The organism is Streptomyces sp. BA2 (assembly GCF_009769735.1).
GTDB lineage: Bacteria > Actinomycetota > Actinomycetes > Streptomycetales > Streptomycetaceae > Streptomyces.
Genome location: NZ_WSRO01000002.1, coordinates 2,030,354 through 2,050,114, shown reverse-complemented (window position 1 = coordinate 2,050,114; position 19,761 = coordinate 2,030,354). Strand labels below are relative to the sequence as shown.

The window sequence follows — 19,761 nt, the reverse complement described above, 5'->3', positions numbered from 1 at the left end:
CGTGAAGTCAAAGATCGTCGCCGCGGCAAGGGGAGGGGCGCATGCGCGTACTGGGGGTGGACCCCGGACTGACCCGGTGCGGTGTGGGGGTCGTCGACGGAGTCGCGGGACGCCCGCTGACGATGCGCGCGGTCGGCGTCGTCCGTACGCACGCCGACGCCGAGCTCGGCCACCGCCTGGTCGCCATCGAGCAGGGCATCGAGCAGTGGCTCGACGAGCACGACCCCGAAGTCCTCGCCGTGGAGCGGGTGTTCAGCCAGCACAACGTCCGTACGGTGATGGGCACCGCCCAGGCCAGCGCCGTGGCCATGCTCTGCGCGTCCCGCCGCGGCATCCCCGTCGCCCTGCACACGCCCAGCGAGGTCAAGGCCGCCGTCACCGGCAACGGCCGCGCGGACAAGGCGCAGGTCGGGGCGATGGTCACCCGCCTCCTGCGGCTCGACGCACCACCCAAGCCCGCCGACGCCGCGGACGCGCTCGCCCTCGCCATCTGTCACATCTGGCGCGCCCCCGCGCAGAACCGCCTCCAGCAGGCCGTGGCCCAGAACCGTCTCCAGCAGGCCGTAGCCCTGCACGCATCGAAGACCCCGCCGGCCCGAACAGCCCGGGCAGCACAGAAAGGCCGTACCGCATGATCGCCTTCGTCAGCGGCCCCGTCGCCGCCCTCGCCCCCGATGCCGCGGTGGTCGAGGTCGGCGGTATCGGCATGGCCATCCAGTGCACGCCGAACACGCTCTCCACCCTGCGGATCGGCCAGCAGACCAAGCTCGCCACCTCCCTGGTCGTCCGCGAGGACTCCCTGACCCTGTACGGCTTCGCGGACGACGACGAGCGCCAGACCTTCGAGCTCCTGCAGACCGCGAGCGGCGTCGGACCGCGCCTCGCGCAGGCCATGCTCGCCGTGCACAGTCCGGACGCCCTGCGCCGCGCGGTCGCCACCGGCGACGAGAAGGCGCTCACCGCGGTCCCGGGCATCGGCAAGAAGGGCGCCCAGAAGCTCCTCCTGGAGTACAAGGACCGCCTCGGCGAGCCCATCGGCACGGGCGGCCCCGCGATCGGTACCCCTGTCACCTCCGGCTGGAGCGACCAGCTGCACGCGGCACTGATCGGCCTGGGGTACGCGACGCGGGAGGCCGACGAGGCCGTCGCCGCCGTCACCCCGCAGGCCGAGGCGTCCGAGAAGCCGCAGGTGGGCCAGCTCCTCAAGGCCGCCCTGCAGACGTTGAACCGCACCCGCTAGCTCCACGGCAACCGCACCATCCGGCCACCCCCTGAACCGCATCGCGAGGCACACCGCATGAACTGGGACGACACGACCGACGAAGCTGCCGGCGCGGCCGAGCGGCTCGTCGGTGCGTCCGCCGACGGCGAGGACCAGGCGGTCGAAGCCGCGCTCCGCCCCAAGGACCTGGGTGAGTTCATCGGCCAGGAGAAGGTCCGCGAGCAGCTCGATCTCGTCCTGCGCGCGGCCCGCGCACGCGGCGCCACCGCCGACCACGTGCTGCTCTCCGGAGCCCCCGGCCTCGGCAAGACCACGCTCTCGATGATCATCGCGGCCGAGATGGGCGCCCCGATCCGCATCACCAGCGGCCCCGCCATCCAGCATGCGGGCGACCTCGCCGCGATCCTCTCCTCCCTCCAGGAGGGAGAGGTGCTCTTCCTCGACGAGATCCACCGCATGTCCCGGCCCGCCGAAGAGATGCTGTACATGGCCATGGAGGACTTCCGCGTCGACGTCATCGTCGGCAAGGGGCCCGGCGCCACCGCCATCCCGCTGGAGCTGCCGCCCTTCACCCTGGTCGGCGCCACCACCAGGGCGGGCCTGCTGCCACCGCCACTGCGCGACCGCTTCGGCTTCACCGCGCACATGGAGTTCTACGAACCCGCCGAGCTGGAGCGCGTGATCCACCGCTCAGCGCAGCTCCTGGACGTGGAGATCGACCCGGCGGGCGCCGCCGAGATCGCCGGGCGCTCGCGCGGCACGCCCCGTATCGCCAACCGGCTGCTGCGCCGCGTGCGGGACTACGCCCAGGTCAAGGTCGACGGCGCGATCAACAAGGACATCGCGGGCGCCGCCCTCAAGGTCTACGAGGTGGACGACCGAGGCCTCGACCGCCTCGACCGCGCGGTCCTCGAAGCCCTGCTCAAGCTCTTCGGCGGCGGACCCGTCGGCCTCTCGACGCTCGCCGTCGCTGTGGGGGAGGAGCGCGAGACGGTCGAGGAGGTCGCCGAGCCCTTCCTGGTACGGGAGGGACTGCTCGCGCGGACCCCCCGAGGCCGGGTCGGGACGCCTGCCGCATGGGCGCATCTCGGCCTTGTTCCGCCGCGGCAGGCGGGCGGAATCGGACAAGGGGACCTGTTCGGGGCGTGACGGCGCGCGTACTCGCACGGTCAGGAACTGCGGTGCCATGCTGAGCGTTGTTCGTTAGGTGCGGACTCGCTTAGACTCCGCCGATGCCGCCCTTGTGGGCGGCGTGCCCACCCCCGTCCATCAGGCCGCTTATCTGCGCGGTCATGCGAAGGAAACTCCGTCCCGTGAATATCGTGACCCTCCTCCCCTTCATCGTGCTCATCGGGGCCATGTTCCTGATGACGCGCTCCGCCAAGAAGAAGCAGCAGGCGGCCGCGCAGATGCGCAATGAGATGCAGCCCGGCACCGGCATCCGCACGATCGGGGGCATGTACGCCACCGTCAAGGAGGTTCACGACGACGCCGTCCTCCTTGAGGTGGCTCCTGGTGTGCACGCGTTCTACGCGAAGAACTCCGTGGGCGCCGTCCTTGAGGACGACGAGTACAACCGCATCGTCCACGGCCAGAGTGCCGACCTGAAGTCGGACAGCCCCGTCGTCCCGGACGACGCCTCCTCCCTCACCGAGACCGACGAGCCCGCCGCCGACGCTTCCGACGACTCGCCCATCGACCTCGGCAAGAAGGACGCGGACAGCGCCCCCAAGGCCGACGACGCCGAGCCGAAGAAGACCGACGGCGAGTCCGACGCGAAGTAGCCACCACCGGGGCCCGTGGGGCGCGCCGCTCGCGCTGCCACGGTCCCCGCAGTGCGTGGGTTTCGTGACGGGTCTCGACACCATTTCATGGCCGCCCGACCTGGGAACTCCCCGCTCAGTGAGCGGCAGTGCACCGGACGCCGGGGCGGTTGGACAGGGAGAACGAGAAGGTGGCAGCACCTAAGAAGGGCCGAAGGCAGAGCGCCCCGGGCAAGCCGGGACGCTCTTTGGTCTTCATCCTGATCGCCCTCGTGGCGCTCACCGGCGGAATGTTCCTCTCCGGGAACACCACGCCCCGCCTCGGCATCGACCTCGCCGGCGGCACGAGCATCACGCTCCAGGCGAAGGACGAGCCGGGCCAGAAGAAGAGCGCGATCAACCCGACCAACATGAACACCGCGGTCAGCATCATCAACAACCGCGTCAATGGTCTGGGTGTGTCCGAGGCCGAGGTGCAGACCCAGGGCGAAGACAACATCATCGTCAACATCCCCAAGGGCACGAACGAGAAGCAGGCGCGCGAGCAGGTCGGTACGACCGCTCAGCTCTACTTCCGTCCCGTCCTGACGGTGGCCAGCGGCGAGCCCACCCCCGACCCGTCCGCCAGCTCGTCCGGCAAGGACAAGGACAAGGGCAAGGACACCGCGGACCCGGACAAGGCGACCGACAAGGGCGACGACAAGGGCGACGACAAGGCGTCATCGACCCCGACCGCCTCCCCGTCCTCGCAGGGCCGTGCCGTCACCGACGGCCTGAAGGCCGACGCGACCCCGACGCCGAAGGCCTCGGACAAGGGCAGCGACAAGGACAAGGGCGCGCCGACCCCCACCCCGACCGCCGACCCGGCCACCGCGGCACTGCAGAAGAAGTTCACCGAGCTCGACTGCACCGACAAGGCGCAGCGCGGCAAGGTCGGCGACGGCGTCAAGCCGACCGAGCAGACCATCGCCTGTGGCAAGAACAACGCCGGCCAGTGGGAGAAGTACGTCCTCGGCCCCGCCGAGCTGAACGGCAAGGACGTCGACGACGCAAAGGCGACGATCAACCAGCAGAGCGGTGCCTGGGTCGTCAACATGGAGTTCACGGGCGGCGGCTCGAAGAAGTTCTCGAAGACCACGAGCAAGCTCTCGCAGCAGCAGCCCCCGATGAACCAGTTCGCCATCGTCCTCGACGGCGAGGTGGCCTCGGCCCCCAGCGTGAACACGACGCTGAACTCGAACGCCGAGATCTCCGGCAGCTTCACCCAGGAGTCCGCCCAGGACCTCGCGAACATCCTGTCGTACGGCGCGCTGCCACTGACCTTCCACGAGCAGAGCGTCACCACCGTCAGCCCGGCGCTCGGCGGCGAGCAGCTGCGCGCCGGTCTGATCGCCGGTGCCATCGGCCTCGCGCTCGTCATCATTTACCTGGTCGTCTACTACCGCGGCCTCTCGCTGATCGCCATCGCGAGCCTCCTGGTCTCGGCGGCCCTGACGTACACCCTGATGACGCTGCTCGGCCCGGCCATCTCCTTCACCCTGAACCTGCCCGCGGTGTGTGGTGCGATCGTTGCGATCGGTATCACCGCCGACTCGTTCATCGTGTTCTTCGAACGCGTCAGGGACGAGGTCAGAGAGGGACGCACGCTGCGGCCAGCCGTGGAGCGTGCCTGGCCGCGCGCCCGGCGCACCATCCTGGTCTCCGACTTCGTGTCGTTCCTCGCGGCCGCGGTGCTCTTCATCGTCACGGTCGGCAAGGTCCAGGGCTTCGCGTTCACGCTCGGCCTGACCACGCTGCTCGACGTCGTGGTGGTGTTCTTCTTCACCAAGCCGCTGATGACCCTCATGGCACGCAAGAAGTTCTTCGCGAACGGCCACAAGTGGTCCGGCCTCGACCCGAAGCGCCTCGGTGCCAAGCCGCCGCTGCGCCGCACCCGCCGCGCCACTGGTTCTTCCGTTGGCCCTGTCGACCCGAAGGAGGCGTGAGATGTCGAAGCTCGGCAATCTCGGCGCCAGGCTCTACCGCGGTGAGGTCGGCTACGACTTCGTCGGCAAGCGCAAGCTCTGGTACGGCCTCTCGATCCTGATCACCATCACGGCCATCGTCGGCCTCGCGGTGCGCGGCCTGAACATGGGCATCGAGTTCGAGGGCGGCGCGGTCTTCACCACCCCGAAGACCAGCGTCTCGGTCGCGCAGGCCGAGAAGTACGCGGAAGAGGCCTCCGGTCACGACGCGGTCGTCCAGGAGCTCGGCTCGGGCGGTCTGCGCATCCAGGTCGCCGGTGTGGACACCGCCAAGTCCGACCAGATCAAGGCGGACCTGGCGAAGGACATGGACCTCAAGTCCCAGGCCATCAACGCCGACCTCGTGGGCCCCAGTTGGGGTGAGCAGATCAGCCAGAAGGCCTGGACGGGCCTGATCATCTTCATGGTCCTCGTGGTGATCTATCTGGCGATCGCCTTCGAGTGGCGCATGGCCCTGGCCGCGCTGATCGCCCTGATCCACGACATCACGATCACCGTCGGTGTGTACGCACTGGTGGGCTTCGAGGTCACCCAGGGCACGATCATCGGCCTGCTGACGATCCTCGGTTACTCGCTCTACGACACGGTCGTGGTCTTCGACAGCTTGAAGGAGCAGTCGAAGGACCTCACCAAGCAGACGAGGTGGACCTACAGCGAGGTCGCCAACCGAAGCATCAACAGCACCCTGGTGCGTTCGATCAACACCACGGTCGTCGCGCTCCTGCCGGTCGCCGGACTGCTCTTCATCGGCGGCGGCTTCCTCGGCGCGGGCATGCTCAACGACATCTCGCTGTCGCTGTTCGTCGGCCTCGCGGCCGGTGCGTACTCCTCGATCTTCATCGCCACGCCGCTCGTCGCCGACCTCAAGGAGACCGAGCCGCAGATGAAGGCGCTCAAGAAGCGCGTCCTCGCCAAGCGTGCCGCCGCGGCGGCCAAGGGCGAGTCCGTGGAGAGCGCGGCAGCCGCAGAGGACGAGGACGACGAGCGCCAGGACGACGACGTGCCGGAGGACGCCGCCCCCGCGGGCGTCGTCGGCCCGCGCACACAGCCGGCCTCGCGGAACCGCGGCCGCGGCCGTCCCTCGGGGAAGCGCCGATGACCGAGCTCGCCGTACCGTCGGAGCTGCTGCTCAGCCGCATCCGGGACGTCGCCGACTACCCCGAGCCGGGGGTGATGTTCAAGGACATCACGCCGCTCCTCGCGGACCCGGAGGCCTTCGCCGCACTGACCGAGGCCCTCGCGGACCTCGCCGTGCGGCACGGCGCCACGAAGATCGTCGGCCTGGAGGCCCGCGGCTTCATCCTGGGCGCCCCGGTCGCGCTGCGCGCGGGGCTCGGCTTCATCCCCGTACGGAAGGCGGGCAAGCTCCCCGGAGCGACGCTCAGCCAGTCGTACGACCTGGAGTACGGCAGCGCCGAGATCGAGGTGCACGCCGAGGACCTCGCCGCCGACGACCGCGTCATGGTCATCGACGACGTCCTGGCGACCGGCGGCACCGCCGAGGCGTCCCTGCGGCTCATCCGCCGTGCGGGCGCGCAGGTCGCCGGTGTGGCCGTCCTGATGGAGCTCGGCTTCCTCGGGGGCCGCGCCAAGCTGGAGACGGCCCTTGAGGGCGCCCCGCTGGAGGCCCTCCTCACCGTCTGAGGCGTCTGAGCAGCCACCACGCACACCCTGAGGCGGGCCCGGAGGAATCCGGCGCCCGCCTCAGGCGTTCCTCTCGTAGAAGGGCGTCTCACGAGCTGAGGGAGAGTCGAAGGTCGAGGATCGATACCATGGGCTCTTCGGGGCCTGACCGGGGGACCCGGATCGCGCACAGGGAGCGCCTCTTGCCAGACGATTCCAAGGCACTCACCGCCGCCAAGGCCGCAGAGGCCAAGCGCGCCGCGGCACACGCCGCCACGCCCGCGAAGAACGCGACGCCCGCGAGGCAGCAGGACAGCGCGCCCCCCAGCGCCCCCGGCGGCACCTCCGCACCGCGCACGACGGGCGACAGCGCCCAGCGGGACAAGCCGGCCGCCGAAGCGCGCCCCAAGCCCCCCACCGAGGCCCGCGCCGGCAGTACGACGCCCACGCCACGGCCCACCGCGGCCAAGAACGAGCGCTCCGGCTCCTCCAACCGCGTACGCGCCCGCCTGGCCCGCCTGGGCGTCCAGCGCTCGAACCCGTACAACCCGGTCCTGGAGCCGCTGCTGCGGATAGTGCGCAGCAACGACCCCAAGATCGAGACGGCGACGCTGCGCCAGATCGAGAAGGCCTACCAGGTCGCCGAGCGCTGGCACCGCGGCCAGAAGCGCAAGAGCGGCGACCCGTACATCACGCACCCCCTCGCCGTGACGACGATCCTCGCCGAGCTCGGCATGGACCCGGCCACGCTGATGGCGGGCCTGCTTCACGACACCGTCGAGGACACCGAGTACGGCCTCGACACCCTCAAGCGCGACTTCGGCGACCAGGTCGCCCTCCTCGTCGACGGCGTCACCAAGCTGGACAAGGTCAAGTTCGGCGAGGCCGCGCAGGCCGAGACCGTGCGCAAGATGGTCGTCGCCATGGCCAAGGACCCCCGCGTCCTGGTCATCAAGCTCGCCGACCGCCTGCACAACATGCGCACGATGCGCTACCTCAAGCGCGAGAAGCAGGAGAAGAAGGCCCGCGAGACGCTGGAGATCTACGCTCCGCTGGCCCACCGCCTGGGCATGAACACCATCAAGTGGGAGCTGGAGGACCTCGCCTTCGCGATCCTCTACCCCAAGATGTACGACGAGATCGTGCGCCTGGTCGCCGAGCGCGCCCCCAAGCGCGACGAGTACCTCGCCATAGTGACCGACGAGGTCCAGGCCGACCTGCGCGCCGCCCGCATCAAGGCCACCGTCACCGGACGCCCGAAGCACTACTACAGCGTCTACCAGAAGATGATCGTCCGCGGCCGTGACTTCGCGGAGATCTACGACCTGGTGGGCATCCGCGTCCTCGTCGACACGGTCCGCGACTGCTATGCCGCCCTCGGCACGGTCCACGCGCGATGGAATCCGGTCCCCGGCCGGTTCAAGGACTACATCGCGATGCCGAAGTTCAACATGTACCAGTCGCTGCACACGACGGTGATCGGCCCCAGCGGCAAGCCCGTCGAGCTCCAGATCCGTACGTTCGACATGCACCGCCGCGCCGAGTACGGCATCGCCGCCCACTGGAAGTACAAGCAGGAGCCGTCCGCCGGCGCCTCCAAGGTGCGTACGGACGTACCGAAGAAGACCGGTGGCAAGGACGACCACCTCAACGACATGGCGTGGCTGCGCCAGCTCCTGGACTGGCAGAAGGAGACCGAGGACCCCAGCGAGTTCCTCGAGTCGCTGCGCTTCGACCTGTCGCGCAACGAAGTCTTCGTCTTCACACCGAAGGGCGACGTCATAGCGCTCCCTGCGGGCGCCACCCCCGTCGACTTCTCGTACGCGGTCCACACCGAGGTCGGCCACCGCACCATAGGGGCCCGGGTCAACGGACGGCTCGTTCCGCTCGAATCGACCCTGGACAACGGCGACTTGGTGGAGGTCTTCACCTCCAAGGCGGCAGGCGCGGGCCCCTCCCGCGACTGGCTCGGCTTCGTCAAGTCACCGCGGGCGCGCAACAAGATCCGCGCGTGGTTCTCCAAGGAGCGCCGCGACGAGGCCATCGAGCAGGGCAAGGACGCCATCGCGCGCGCCATGCGCAAGCAGAACCTGCCGATCCAGCGGATCCTGACGGGCGATTCGCTCGTCACGCTCGCGCACGAGATGCGCTACCCCGACATCTCTTCCCTGTACGCGGCGATCGGCGAAGGCCACGTCACCGCGCAGTCCGTCGTACAGAAGCTCGTCCAGGCGCTCGGCGGCGAAGAGGCCGCCAACGAGGACATCGCCGAGAGCGCACCGCCCTCGCGCGGCCGCAGCAAGCGCCGCGCCAACGCCGACCCCGGTGTCGTCGTCAAGGGCGTCGAGGACGTGTGGGTCAAGCTGGCCCGCTGCTGTACGCCCGTGCCGGGGGACCCGATCATCGGCTTCGTCACGCGCGGCAGCGGCGTATCGGTTCACCGCAGCGACTGCGTGAACGTCGACTCGCTCTCCCGCGAGCCCGAGCGCATCCTCGAGGTCGAGTGGGCGCCCACCCAGTCCTCGGTCTTCCTGGTCGCCATCCAGGTCGAGGCCCTCGACCGCTCGCGCCTGCTGTCGGACGTCACGCGCATCCTGTCGGACCAGCACGTGAACATCCTGTCCGCGGCCGTCCAGACCTCCCGCGACCGGGTCGCCACCTCGCGCTTCACCTTCGAGATGGGCGACCCCAAGCACCTGGGCCATGTGCTCAAGGCGGTCAGGGGAGTCGAGGGTGTGTACGACGTCTACAGGGTGACGTCGGCGCGCAGGCCGTGAACCGGTCCACTACGTAGAGGGGCTCCCGTACGCGATGTACGGGAGCCCCTCTACGTAGTGAGCGAAAACTCAGCCGCCGAACTCGTGCAGCCCCTTCAGGGCCTGGTCGAGGAGCGCCTGACGGCCATCGAGCTCCTTCTGGAGCTTGTCGGCCTTGGCGTTGTTGCCCGCGGCGCGCGCCTTCTCGATCTGGTCGACCAGCTTGTCGACGGCGGCCTGCAGCTGACCGGTCAGACCCTCGGCACGCGCGCGTGCCTCAGGGTTCGTCCGGCGCCACTCGGCCTCCTCGGTCTCCTGGAGGGCACGCTCCACCGCGTGCATCCGCCCCTCGACCTTCGGCCGCGCGTCGCGCGGGACGTGGCCGATGGCCTCCCAGCGCTCGTTGAGCGTACGGAAGGCCGCGCGCGCCGACTTGAGGTCCTTCACGGGGACGAGCTTCTCGGCCTCCTCGGCCAGCTCCTCCTTCAGCTTCAGGTTCTCCGTCTGCTCGGCGTCCCGCTCCGCGAAGACCGCGCTGCGCGCCGCGAAGAACACGTCCTGGGCGCCGCGGAAGCGGTTCCACAGGTCGTCCTCGTGCTCGCGCTGGGCGCGGCCCGCGGCCTTCCACTCCGTCATCAGGTCGCGGTAACGCGCGGCCGTCGGACCCCAGTCGGTCGACCCGGAGAGTGCCTCGGCCTCGCCGACCAGCTTCTCCTTGGTCTTGCGGGCCTCTTCGCGCTGGGCGTCCAGCGAGGCGAAGTGGGCCTTGCGCCGCTTGGAGAACGCCGAGCGGGCGTGCGAGAAGCGGTGCCACAGCTCGTCGTCCGACTTGCGGTCCAGGCGCGGCAGTCCCTTCCAGGTGTCCACCAGGGCGCGAAGCCGCTCGCCCGCCGCCCGCCACTGCTCGCTCTGGGCGAGCTCCTCGGCCTCGACGACCAGCGCCTCCTTGGCGTGCCTCGCCTCGTCCGACTGCTTGGCCTTTTGGACCTTGCGCTCTTCACGGCGCGCGTCGACGGTCTCGACGAGCTTGTCCAGGCGCGTGCTCAGGGCGTCCAGATCGCCGACCGCGTGTGCCTCGTCCACCTGCTGGCGCAGGTGGTCGATGGCGGTCATGGCGTCCTTGGCCGACAGGTCGGTCGTTTTCACCCGGCGCTCGAGAAGTCCGATCTCGACGACCAGACCGTCGTACTTGCGCTCGAAGTAAGCCAGGGCCTCGTCAGGAGACCCTGCTTTCCACGAACCGACCTCGCGCTCGCTGCCGTCGGCCTTGCGCACGTACACGGTCCCCGTCTCGTCGACGCGGCCCCACGGGTCGCTGCTCACAGCGCCTCCTCCACATGATGCCTGCGCAGGGCCTCGGGGCCCCCGGCATCGTCCACAGTTTCGTCACCGCCAACATAGGCGACCAGCGGGGCGGCTGTCCGCATCCCGCGCGTCCGAAGTTTGCCCGCGGGCGGTCAGGATTTCGACACGGTCGCCTTGTTGATGACGACCGTCGCGTTCGGGGCGCCGTCGCCCTGGCCGGTGCTCTCGCCGGCGTCGGCGATCTTCTTGAGCACCTTCATCCCGGAATCGGAAATGGTCCCGAACGGTGTGTAGTCGGGCGGGAGCTGACTGTCCTGGTAGACCAGGAAGAACTGGCTGCCGCCGGTGTCCCGGCCCGTCTTCTTCTCGGCGTTGTACTGGTTGGCCATCGCGACCGTGCCCGCCGGATACACGTTCCCCTTCAGACGCTTGTCCTTGAGGTTCTCGTCCGGGATCGAGTAGCCGGGGTCGCCCTCGCCGGTGCCCTTCGGGTCGCCGCACTGGAGCACGAAGATGCCGCCCGCGGTGAGCCGGTGGCACTTGGTGTGGTCGAGGTAGCCCTTGTTCACCAGGAAGTTGAAGGAGTTGACCGTGTGCGGGGCCTTGGCCGCCGACAGGTTCAGGTCGATGTCGCCGCAGGTGGTGCCGAGCTTCATCGTGTAGTCGGCCGACTTGTCGATCGTCAGCTTCGGTTCCTTCTTGAAGCTGAGCGGCTTCACCTTGCCGCCCGCGGGCTTCTCGCAGGGGTCCGGCTTGGTGGTGGGGCTCGCGTTCGCCTCGTCGTTGCTCGCGCTGTCGCCGTCGAAGGCGCCCGCCGCGTACGTCACCGCGCCGCCTGCCACGACCACGGCGAGCGCCGAGGCGATCACCGCGTTGCGCATCCGCGCCCTGCGCCGCGCGGCCTCCCGGCGCTGCTGCTGCCGCAAGAACTTCTCCCGGGCGAGCTGACGCCGCCGCTGATCGTTGCTGACCACCGGGTTCTCTCTCCTCTGCGTGGATGACCGCTTCTGTGTGCCCCGTACCGTATATGGGTTAGCTGTGGAATCGGGAGCGCCGGTAGGCTCTGATCTGCCGCGATCCCGCGCGGTCACCTCCGCCGGACTACGAACGAAGGACGATCGTGCTCATTGCCGGGTTTCCCGCCGGGGCCTGGGGCACCAACTGCTACTTGGTCGCCCCCGCCGCAGGCGAGGAGTGCGTGATCATCGACCCGGGCCACCAGGCCGCCGAGGGAGTCGAGGACGCGCTCAAGAAGCATCGGCTCAAGCCTGTCGCGGTCGTCCTCACCCATGGCCACATCGACCATGTCGCCTCGGTCGTGCCGGTCTGCGGGGCGCACGACGTGCCCGCGTGGATCCACCCCGACGACCGGTACATGATGAGCGACCCGGAGAAGGCCATAGGCCGTTCCTTCGGCGCGCAGCTGCTCGGCGAACTGACCGTGGGGGAGCCCTCCGACGTCAAGGAGCTGGCCGACGGCGCGCGGCTGAAGCTCGCCGGACTCGACTTCTCCGTCGCGCACGCGCCGGGGCATACGAAGGGGTCGGTGACGTTCCAGCTCCCCGAGTCCGCCGAGGTTCCCTCGGTGTTCTTCTCGGGAGACCTGCTCTTCGCCGGCTCCATCGGCCGCACCGACCTGCCCGGCGGATCGCACGACGAGATGCTCGAATCGCTGGCGCGCGTGTGCCTGCCGCTCGACGACTCGACCGTGGTCCTGCCCGGTCACAACGAGCACACGACCATCGGCCGTGAGCGCGCCACCAACCCGTATCTGCGCCAGGTGGCCGCCGGCCTGGGAGCCGACGCTCCCCGACGAGGAATGTGACGAGAGAAAACCCGTGAGCACCTTCAAGGCCCCCAAGGGCACCTACGACCTCCTGCCCCCGGACTCGGCGAAGTACCTGGCGGTGCGCGAGGCCATCGCCGCGCCGCTGCGGAACTCCGGGTACGGCTACGTCGAGACGCCCGGCTTCGAGAACGTCGAGCTGTTCTCGCGCGGCGTCGGCGAGTCCACCGACATCGTCTCCAAGGAGATGTACGCCTTCGAGACCAAGGGCGGCGACCAGCTCGCCCTGCGCCCCGAGGGCACCGCCTCCGTGCTGCGTGCGGCCCTTGAGGCCAACCTGCACAAGGCGGGCAACCTCCCGGTCAAGCTCTGGTACTCCGGCTCGTACTACCGCTACGAGCGCCCGCAGAAGGGCCGCTACCGCCACTTCTCGCAGGTCGGCGCGGAAGCGATCGGCGCGGAGGACCCGGCCCTGGACGCCGAGCTGATCATCCTCGCGGACCAGGCGTACCGCGCGCTCGGCCTGAAGCAGTTCCGCATCCTGCTGAACTCGCTGGGCGACAAGGAGTGCCGCCCCGTCTACCGCGCCGCGCTGCAGGACTTCCTGCGCGGGCTCGATCTGGACGAGGAGACACGTCGACGTATCGACATCAACCCGCTGCGGGTCCTGGACGACAAGCGCGACGACGTCCAGAAGCAGCTGGTCGGCGCCCCGATGCTGCGCGACTACCTGTGCGACGCGTGCAAGGCGTACCACGAGCAGGTGCGCGAGCTGATCACGGAGGCGGGCGTCGCTTTCGAGGACGACGAGAAGCTGGTCCGCGGCCTGGACTACTACACCCGCACGACCTTCGAGTTCGTCCACGACGGCCTCGGCTCGCAGTCCGCGGTGGGCGGCGGCGGCCGCTACGACGGCCTGTCCGAGATGATCGGCGGCCCCTCGCTGCCGTCGGTCGGCTGGGCGCTCGGCGTGGACCGCACGGTGCTTGCCCTGGAGGCGGAGGGCGTGGAGCTCGAACTGCCGTCGGCGACCAGCGTGTTCGCGGTGCCGCTCGGTGACGAGGCGCGCCGGGTGCTGTTCTCCAAGGTGACGGAGCTGCGCAGGGCGGGCGTCGCGGCGGACTTCTCGTACGGCGGGAAGGGGCTCAAGGGTGCGATGAAGAACGCGAACCGTTCTGGGGCCCGGTACACCGTGGTCGCCGGTGAGCGGGATCTCGCCGAGGGCGTTGTGCAGCTGAAGGACATGGAGTCCGGGGAGCAGGCGGCGATCGCGGTGGACGAGCTGGTGGGCGAGCTGAAGGCCCGGCTGAGCTGACCCAGGGGCGGCTTTTTCGCCCCCTCCGCCCCTACCCGTCCCGTACCTGGGGGCTCCGCCCCCAGACCCCCGTATCGGCCTGAACGGCCTCGTCCTCAAACGCCGGACGGGCTGGAAATCCAGCCCCTCCGGCGTGGGGCGAGAATCTCAGTCCAGCAACCCACACCGCATCGCAGTCGTGACCGCCGCCGTCCGGTCGTCCACCCCCAGCTTCCCGAAGACCCGCAGCAGATGCGTCTTCACGGTCGACTCGGCGACGTGCAGTCGGCGCCCGATCTCGGCGTTCGTGCACCCGTCGGCGACCAGCCGAAGCACCGCCGTCTCGCGCTCCGAAAGCCGAGGCCGCTCCGGGCGATTCCGCAGCTGGTCCACCAAGCGGGCCGCCACCGAGGGGGCCAGGACCGTCTCCCCGCGGGCAGCGGCCCGCACCGCCTCGGCCAGTTCTCCCCGCGCCAGGTCCTTGAGCAGATAGCCCGCCGCGCCCGCCTCCACGGCCCGCAGAATGTCGCGGTCGGTCTCGTACGTCGTGAGCACGATGACCCGGCAGGGCAGCCCCCCAGCCGCCATCCGCTCGATCGAGTCGGCTCCGCCACCGCCGGGCATCCGCAGGTCCATCAGGACGATGTCCGGCCGCAGTTCGGCGGCCAGCGCCTCCGCCCGGGGCCCGCTGGACGCTTCCGCGACCACGTCCAGATCCGGCTCGGCGCTCAGCATGGCGCGCAGCCCCTCGCGCACGACGGGATGGTCGTCGGCCAGCACGATGCGGATCACGGAGCGCTCCTCTCGGGGATCGGCAGCAGGACGGTGACGGTCGTGCCGTCGCCGGGGCCACTGGTCACCTCTGCGGTGCCCCTGAACTCGGCGGCCCGTGCGCGCAGCCCCGGCAGGCCGTACCCCTGCCGCGGCACGCCGGGGTCGAAGCCGCGCCCCGTGTCCCGCACCGCCAGGGTGAGCGAGCCCGGCGCGTAGGCCAGGGCGACGCTCGCCGACGCACCGGGCCCGGCGTGCCTGCGTACGTTGGTGAGGGCCTCCTGGCAGGAGCGCAGGGCCACCACTTCGAGGCCTGGCGGCAGCGGGCGCACCTCACCTGTCACGGAGACCTCGGCCTCGTGCCGGGACGCCAGGCGCCGCAAGGCGTCCGGGAGCGAACCGCCGTCCAGGTCGGCGGGCGCGCGCCCCGCTACCAGGGCCCGCGCCTCGGCGAGGTTCTGCCGGGCCGTCGCCTCCATAAGACCCAGGTGGCGGCGGGCGGCGGGAACGTCGCGCTCCAGCTCCGCGTCGACGGCCTGGACGAGCATGAGGACGCTGGTGAAGCCCTGCGCGAGGGTGTCGTGGATCTCGCGCGACATGCGCTCGCGCTCCGTGAGAGCGCCGCGCTCGGCGGAGAGCCGGGCGACCTCCTCGCGGCTGGCCTCCAGCTCGGCGATGAGCTCGGCCCGTTCGAGGCTCTGCTCGATGATGCGGACGGCCCAGCTGCCCATCGCCACCGAGAAGACCAGCGTCACCACGGCGAACACCGAGTTGTAGAAGAGGTCCTGCGGCGAGGGCCGCCACAGCAGCGCCCAGCCCGCCACGGGTGCGAAGTTGATGACGGTGACCCCCGCGATCGCCCAGCGCATCCGCAGACAGATGAAGCACTGCGGGATGAGTGCGAAGGTCATCAGGCGGGTCTCGCCGATCAGCACACCCGGTGGCAGGAACAGTACGACGGCGCCCGCGACGTAGATCAACGCCCGGCGCTCGTCGGTGCCCTCCTCCATGAGGACGCCGCGCCCGAACCCCACGTACCAGGGGGCCAGGAGCAGCAGCAGCCCCGCGGTGGTGAGCCGGACGGGCCACCCCGGCTCCGCCGTGCCGAGCACGAAGACCAGGGTGGCCACCCACACCACGGCGAAGTACGAGTCCCAGAGGCGGAACGTGCGCAGCCAGATGTGCGCGTCGCGCGGTCCGGCCGCCTTGCTCATCCCTCGCGCCGGTTCTTCCACCGGAAGGTCAGCAGACACAGCACCAATCCTCCGACGCACCAGGCACCGAGCACCAGGGCGATGCGGCCGTACTCCCAACTCCCCGTCTGTTCCAGGACGTTCGCCGACTCGGGCAGGAACACCCCGCGGAAGCCCTGGCACATCCACTTCAGCGGGAAGAGCGCGCCCATGTTCAGCATCCAGTCGGGGATCGTGTCGATGGCGATGTAGACGCCGGAGATGAACTGCAGCACCAGGAACGGGAGTACGACCACCGAGTTCGCGCTGCGTCCGGACTTCGGGACGCTGCTGATCGCGATGCCGAGCAGCGCGCAGCCGGTGAGGCCGAGGACGAAGACCCAGCCGAAGGTGAGCCACTTGCCCGCGCTCGTGGGCAGATCGACGTCGAAGAGTGTCACGCCGACGAGCAGCAGGGCGACGGTCTCCAGGAGTCCGGTGACCAGGACGAGCCAGATCTTGCCGAGGAAGTACGCGGCGGGCGGCATCGGCGTCCCGCGCAGACGCCGCAGCACCTTCTCGTCGCGCTCGATCGCGATGGAGATGCCGAGCGACTGGAAGCTGGTGGACATGACGCCCGCGGCGATCATCGCGGCCACGTAGAGCTGCGACGCCGTGATGTCCGCGCCCTCCACGTCGTTGCTGAAGATCGACGCGAAGAGGAAGAGGAAGACGATGGGGAAGGCGAAGGTGAAGACCACCTGCTCGCGCAGCCGGAAGAACTGCCTCAGCTCCATCGCGCCCTGGTGCAGACCGAGCGCCCAGGCCGAGGGCAGCCGCTGAGGGACCTGCTCGGAGAGACGTACGCCCATGGAGGTCGCGGTAGATGTCATCGCGCACCGCCTTCCTGTCCGGTGAGCCGCAGATACACGTCTTCGAGGGAGGGACGGCTGATGCGCAGCCCCGGGATCTCCCCGTCGAACCGGGCCATCAGTTCGGCGACGGTCCGCGTCGGGGTGCCGGTGCGCTCGCCGCGCGGGGTCCCGTCCAGGTCGGTCCACTCGACGGTGGCCTCGGCGCCGTGGCGGTGGCGCAGGGCCGAGGGCTCGCCCTCGGCGACCACCCGGCCGTCGGCGATCACCGCGAGGCGGTGCGCGAGCGCCTCGGCCTCCTCCAGGTAGTGCGTGGTGAGCACGATGGTGGTGCCCTCGTCGGCGAGCCTGCGGATCAGGCCCCAGAACTGGCGCCGCGCGGCCGGGTCGAAGCCCGTCGTCGGCTCGTCCAGGAGCAGGAGCGCGGGGTCGCCGATGACGCCGAGTGCCACGTCGAGGCGGCGGCGCTGGCCGCCGGAGAGGCCCTTGACGCGGCTCGCCGCCTTCTCCTCGAGGCCGACGAGCGAGATGACGTCTTCGGGGGCGCGGGGCTTCGGGTAGTAGCGGGCGAACTGACGTACTGTCTCGCGCACCGTCAACTCGGCGGGCGCCGACTCGTCCTGCCAGACGATCCCCACGCGCGAGCGCCACGCACGCCCTGCGGACGCGGGGTCGGCGCCGAGTACGGCGACTTCGCCGCCGTCCCTGGCGCGGTTGCCCTGGAGGATCTCCACCGTGGTGCTCTTGCCCGCGCCGTTGGGGCCGAGGATGCCGAAGACCTCGCCGTGCCGGATGGCCAGGTCGATGCCGTCGACCGCCGTCACATCGCCGTATCGCTTGCGCAGCCCTCGAACGTCCACCGCGAGTTCGCCTCTGGCCGCCGTCGTGCCGTCGTCTGCTGTCATGCCGTAGAGCGTTCCGGCCAACCGAACGCTCCGGGACCTCCGCGCGTACCTCCTTATGTCCATCGAACGGTGGACACCCGCGCGCGTGCGGCACAATGTCCGTGCCCGCAGGCCACCACAAGCGACGGAACGGCGTGATGAGCAAGACGACCCCGGCAAGCGAAAGCCGCCCCTCCGAGCACGATCACGATCACGGGGGAACGGACGCGGACGCGCCACGCAGTGTCGGTGGGAGCCGTGCGTTCGCGCTGCTTCTGGTGATCACGGGTGCGGCGGGTCTGCTCGCGGCGTGGGTCATCACGCTGGACAAGTTCAAGCTCCTTGAGGACCCGGACTTCACGCCGGGCTGCAGCCTCAATCCGGTGGTCTCCTGCGGCAACATCATGACGAGCGACCAGGCATCGGTGTTCGGCTTCCCGAACCCGATGCTGGGCCTGGCCGCGTACGCGGCAGTGATCTGTGTCGGCATGAGCCTGCTGGGCCGTGCGCGCTTCCCGCGCTGGTACTGGCTGACGCTGAACGCGGGCATGCTCTTCGGGGTCGGCTTCTGCACCTGGCTCCAGTACCAGTCGCTGTACGAGATCAACTCGCTGTGCCTGTGGTGCTGCCTGGCCTGGGTCGCCACGATCATCATGTTCTGGTACGTCACGTCGTTCAACGTCCGCAAGGGTTTCCTGCCCGCTCCCGCCTGGCTGCGGACGTTCTTCAGTGAGTTCACCTGGGTGCTTCCGGTGCTGCACGTCGGCATCATCGGCATGCTGATCCTCACGCGCTGGTGGGACTTCTGGACCAGCTGACAGCGCTGGTGGCGTGGGCGGGACCGGCAGCGGCGACGGCGTTGTCAGTGGGCTGACGTAGGGTTCCGAACGTGGAGCCCGACCTGTTCACCGCAGCTGCCGAGGACCGCCAGGAGAAGGACCCTTCGACGAGTCCCCTGGCCGTCCGGATGCGCCCGCGCACCCTCGAAGAAGTCGTCGGCCAGCAGCATCTGCTGAAGCAGGGCTCGCCCCTGCGGAGGCTGGTCGGCGAGGGCGGCGGAGGACCGGCGGGCCCCTCGTCGGTGTTCCTGTGGGGACCGCCGGGCATCGGCAAGACAACCCTTGCGTACGTGGTCTCGAAGGCCACGAACAAGCGCTTCGTGGAGCTCTCCGCGATCACCGCGGGCGTCAAGGAAGTCCGCGCGGTCATCGAGGGAGCCCGGCGTGCGATGGGCGGCCACGGCAAGGAGACCGTCCTCTTCCTGGACGAGATCCACCGCTTCAGCAAGGCCCAGCAGGACTCCCTGCTGCCCGCCGTCGAGAACCGCTGGGTGACGCTCATCGCGGCGACGACCGAGAATCCGTACTTCTCGATCATCTCCCCGCTCCTGTCCCGCTCGCTCCTCCTCACGCTCGAACCGCTCACGGACGACGACCTGCGCGGCCTGCTGCGCCGGGCGCTCACCGAGGAGCGGGGCCTTGGCGGCGCCGTGGAGCTGCCCGAGGACACCGAGGAGCATCTCCTGCGGATCTCCGGCGGCGACGCCCGGCGCGCGCTCACCGCCCTGGAGGCCGGCGCGGGCTCGGCGCTCGCCAAGGGGGAGAAGACGATCACCCTCCAGACCCTGGAGGAGTCGGTCGACCGCGCCGCCGTGAAGTACGACCGTGACGGCGACCAGCACTACGACGTCGCGAGCGCCCTGATCAAGTCCATCCGCGGGTCGGACGTGGACGCGGCCCTGCACTACCTGGCCCGGATGATCGAGGCGGGCGAGGACCCCCGCTTCATCGCCCGCCGGCTGATGATCTCCGCGAGCGAGGACATCGGCCTCGCCGACCCCACGGCGCTGCCCACGGCGGTCGCAGCCGCCCAGGCCGTCGCGATGATCGGCTTCCCGGAGGCCGCGCTCACCCTCAGCCACGCGACGATCGCCCTCGCCCTCGCCCCGAAGTCGAACGCCGCGACGATCGCCATCCAGTCCGCCCAGGCGGACGTCCGCGCGGGCCTCGCGGGCCCCGTCCCGCCCCACCTGCGCGACGGCCACTACAAGGGAGCGGCCAAGCTCGGCCACGCCCAGGGGTATGTGTATCCGCACGACGTGCCGGGCGCGATCGCGGCCCAGCAGTACGCACCGGACACCGTCGCGGCCAAGCGTTACTACCAACCCACGCGCTATGGAGCCGAGGCGAGGTACGCCGACGTGGTCGAGCGGGTGCGTGAGCGCCTCAAGGGCGAGTAGCCCCACCCCTTCGCGGCCCATCCCGGCCCGCGGCTGAGGCACCCCTCGTC

The 19,761-nt window shown here is 69.9% G+C and carries 18 protein-coding genes; 12 read left to right on the top strand and 6 right to left on the bottom strand.

The window, feature by feature from the left end; genetic code table 11:
- Positions 1-41 precede the first annotated feature (41 nt).
- The 8 genes from ruvC to E5671_RS11765 all read left to right on the top strand — a co-directional run bounded on the left by ruvC (position 42) and on the right by E5671_RS11765 (position 9,409).
- Positions 42-635, top strand: coding sequence for a crossover junction endodeoxyribonuclease RuvC (gene ruvC, locus E5671_RS11800; protein ID WP_160503797.1), 594 nt, complete (start codon positions 42-44; stop codon positions 633-635).
- Positions 632-1,240, top strand: a complete 609-nt coding sequence (gene ruvA, locus E5671_RS11795; RefSeq protein WP_160503796.1) for a Holliday junction branch migration protein RuvA — start codon at positions 632-634, stop codon at positions 1,238-1,240. Before ruvC ends, ruvA begins: the two co-directional genes overlap by 4 nt.
- A gap of 57 nt (positions 1,241-1,297) precedes the next feature.
- Entirely contained in the window at positions 1,298-2,371 is a 1,074-nt protein-coding gene (gene ruvB / locus E5671_RS11790) for a Holliday junction branch migration DNA helicase RuvB (RefSeq protein WP_160503795.1), read from the top strand.
- A 164-nt stretch (positions 2,372-2,535) separates the two neighbouring features.
- On the top strand, positions 2,536-3,006 hold the full coding sequence (gene yajC, locus E5671_RS11785) for a preprotein translocase subunit YajC (protein ID WP_160503794.1): 471 nt from the start codon (positions 2,536-2,538) through the stop codon (positions 3,004-3,006).
- Positions 3,007-3,176: 170 nt separating this feature from the next.
- Positions 3,177-4,970: a protein translocase subunit SecD gene (secD, locus tag E5671_RS11780; protein WP_160503793.1), complete on the top strand. Its 1,794-nt coding sequence runs from the start codon at positions 3,177-3,179 to the stop codon at positions 4,968-4,970.
- Position 4,971: 1 nt separating this feature from the next.
- Complete coding sequence (secF, locus tag E5671_RS11775) at positions 4,972-6,108, top strand: protein translocase subunit SecF (RefSeq protein ID WP_160503792.1); 1,137 nt, start codon at positions 4,972-4,974, stop codon at positions 6,106-6,108.
- Positions 6,105-6,653: an adenine phosphoribosyltransferase gene (locus E5671_RS11770; protein ID WP_160503791.1), complete on the top strand. Its 549-nt coding sequence runs from the start codon at positions 6,105-6,107 to the stop codon at positions 6,651-6,653. The genes secF and E5671_RS11770 overlap by 4 nt, the downstream gene beginning before the upstream one ends.
- A gap of 182 nt (positions 6,654-6,835) precedes the next feature.
- On the top strand, positions 6,836-9,409 hold the full coding sequence (locus E5671_RS11765; RefSeq protein ID WP_160503790.1) for a RelA/SpoT family protein: 2,574 nt from the start codon (positions 6,836-6,838) through the stop codon (positions 9,407-9,409).
- Between the two features lie 69 nt (positions 9,410-9,478).
- Here the strand turns inward: E5671_RS11765 and E5671_RS11760 are convergent, their stop codons facing one another.
- Both E5671_RS11760 and E5671_RS11755 read right to left on the bottom strand, forming a co-directional pair.
- Entirely contained in the window at positions 9,479-10,711 is a 1,233-nt protein-coding gene (locus E5671_RS11760) for a DUF349 domain-containing protein (RefSeq protein WP_160503789.1), read from the bottom strand.
- Positions 10,712-10,845: 134 nt separating this feature from the next.
- Positions 10,846-11,667: a peptidylprolyl isomerase gene (locus E5671_RS11755; protein WP_160503788.1), complete on the bottom strand. Its 822-nt coding sequence runs from the start codon at positions 11,665-11,667 to the stop codon at positions 10,846-10,848.
- A gap of 146 nt (positions 11,668-11,813) precedes the next feature.
- Here E5671_RS11755 and E5671_RS11750 point away from each other — a divergent pair, with 146 nt between their 5' ends.
- Both E5671_RS11750 and hisS read left to right on the top strand, forming a co-directional pair.
- Positions 11,814-12,518 carry an MBL fold metallo-hydrolase gene (locus E5671_RS11750; RefSeq protein ID WP_160503787.1) on the top strand — a complete coding sequence of 235 codons (705 nt, stop codon included), beginning with the start codon at positions 11,814-11,816 and terminating at the stop codon, positions 12,516-12,518.
- Positions 12,519-12,531: 13 nt separating this feature from the next.
- Entirely contained in the window at positions 12,532-13,794 is a 1,263-nt protein-coding gene (gene hisS, locus E5671_RS11745) for a histidine--tRNA ligase (protein WP_160503786.1), read from the top strand.
- Positions 13,795-13,941: 147 nt separating this feature from the next.
- On the opposite strand, the gene E5671_RS11740 is transcribed toward hisS, so the two are convergent.
- Genes E5671_RS11740 through E5671_RS11725 form a run of 4 tightly spaced genes read right to left on the bottom strand, consistent with a single transcriptional unit; the run spans position 13,942 to position 17,493 of the window.
- Positions 13,942-14,565, bottom strand: a complete 624-nt coding sequence (locus E5671_RS11740) for a response regulator (protein WP_160503785.1) — start codon at positions 14,563-14,565, stop codon at positions 13,942-13,944.
- Positions 14,562-15,758 carry a sensor histidine kinase gene (locus E5671_RS11735; RefSeq protein WP_160503784.1) on the bottom strand — a complete coding sequence of 399 codons (1,197 nt, stop codon included), beginning with the start codon at positions 15,756-15,758 and terminating at the stop codon, positions 14,562-14,564. The genes E5671_RS11740 and E5671_RS11735 overlap by 4 nt, the downstream gene beginning before the upstream one ends.
- The gene (locus tag E5671_RS11730; protein WP_160503783.1) at positions 15,755-16,609 is read right to left on the bottom strand and encodes an ABC transporter permease; all 855 of its coding nucleotides are present in this window, start codon (positions 16,607-16,609) and stop codon (positions 15,755-15,757) included. The genes E5671_RS11735 and E5671_RS11730 overlap by 4 nt, the downstream gene beginning before the upstream one ends.
- On the bottom strand, positions 16,606-17,493 hold the full coding sequence (locus tag E5671_RS11725; RefSeq protein ID WP_160503782.1) for an ABC transporter ATP-binding protein: 888 nt from the start codon (positions 17,491-17,493) through the stop codon (positions 16,606-16,608). Before E5671_RS11725 ends, E5671_RS11730 begins: the two co-directional genes overlap by 4 nt.
- A gap of 137 nt (positions 17,494-17,630) precedes the next feature.
- On the opposite strand from E5671_RS11725, the gene E5671_RS11720 reads away from it, so the two are divergent.
- Both E5671_RS11720 and E5671_RS11715 read left to right on the top strand, forming a co-directional pair.
- Positions 17,631-18,290 carry a vitamin K epoxide reductase family protein gene (locus E5671_RS11720; RefSeq protein ID WP_160503781.1) on the top strand — a complete coding sequence of 220 codons (660 nt, stop codon included), beginning with the start codon at positions 17,631-17,633 and terminating at the stop codon, positions 18,288-18,290.
- A 71-nt stretch (positions 18,291-18,361) separates the two neighbouring features.
- The gene (locus E5671_RS11715) at positions 18,362-19,711 is read left to right on the top strand and encodes an AAA family ATPase (RefSeq protein WP_160503780.1); all 1,350 of its coding nucleotides are present in this window, start codon (positions 18,362-18,364) and stop codon (positions 19,709-19,711) included.
- Positions 19,712-19,761 lie beyond the last annotated feature (50 nt).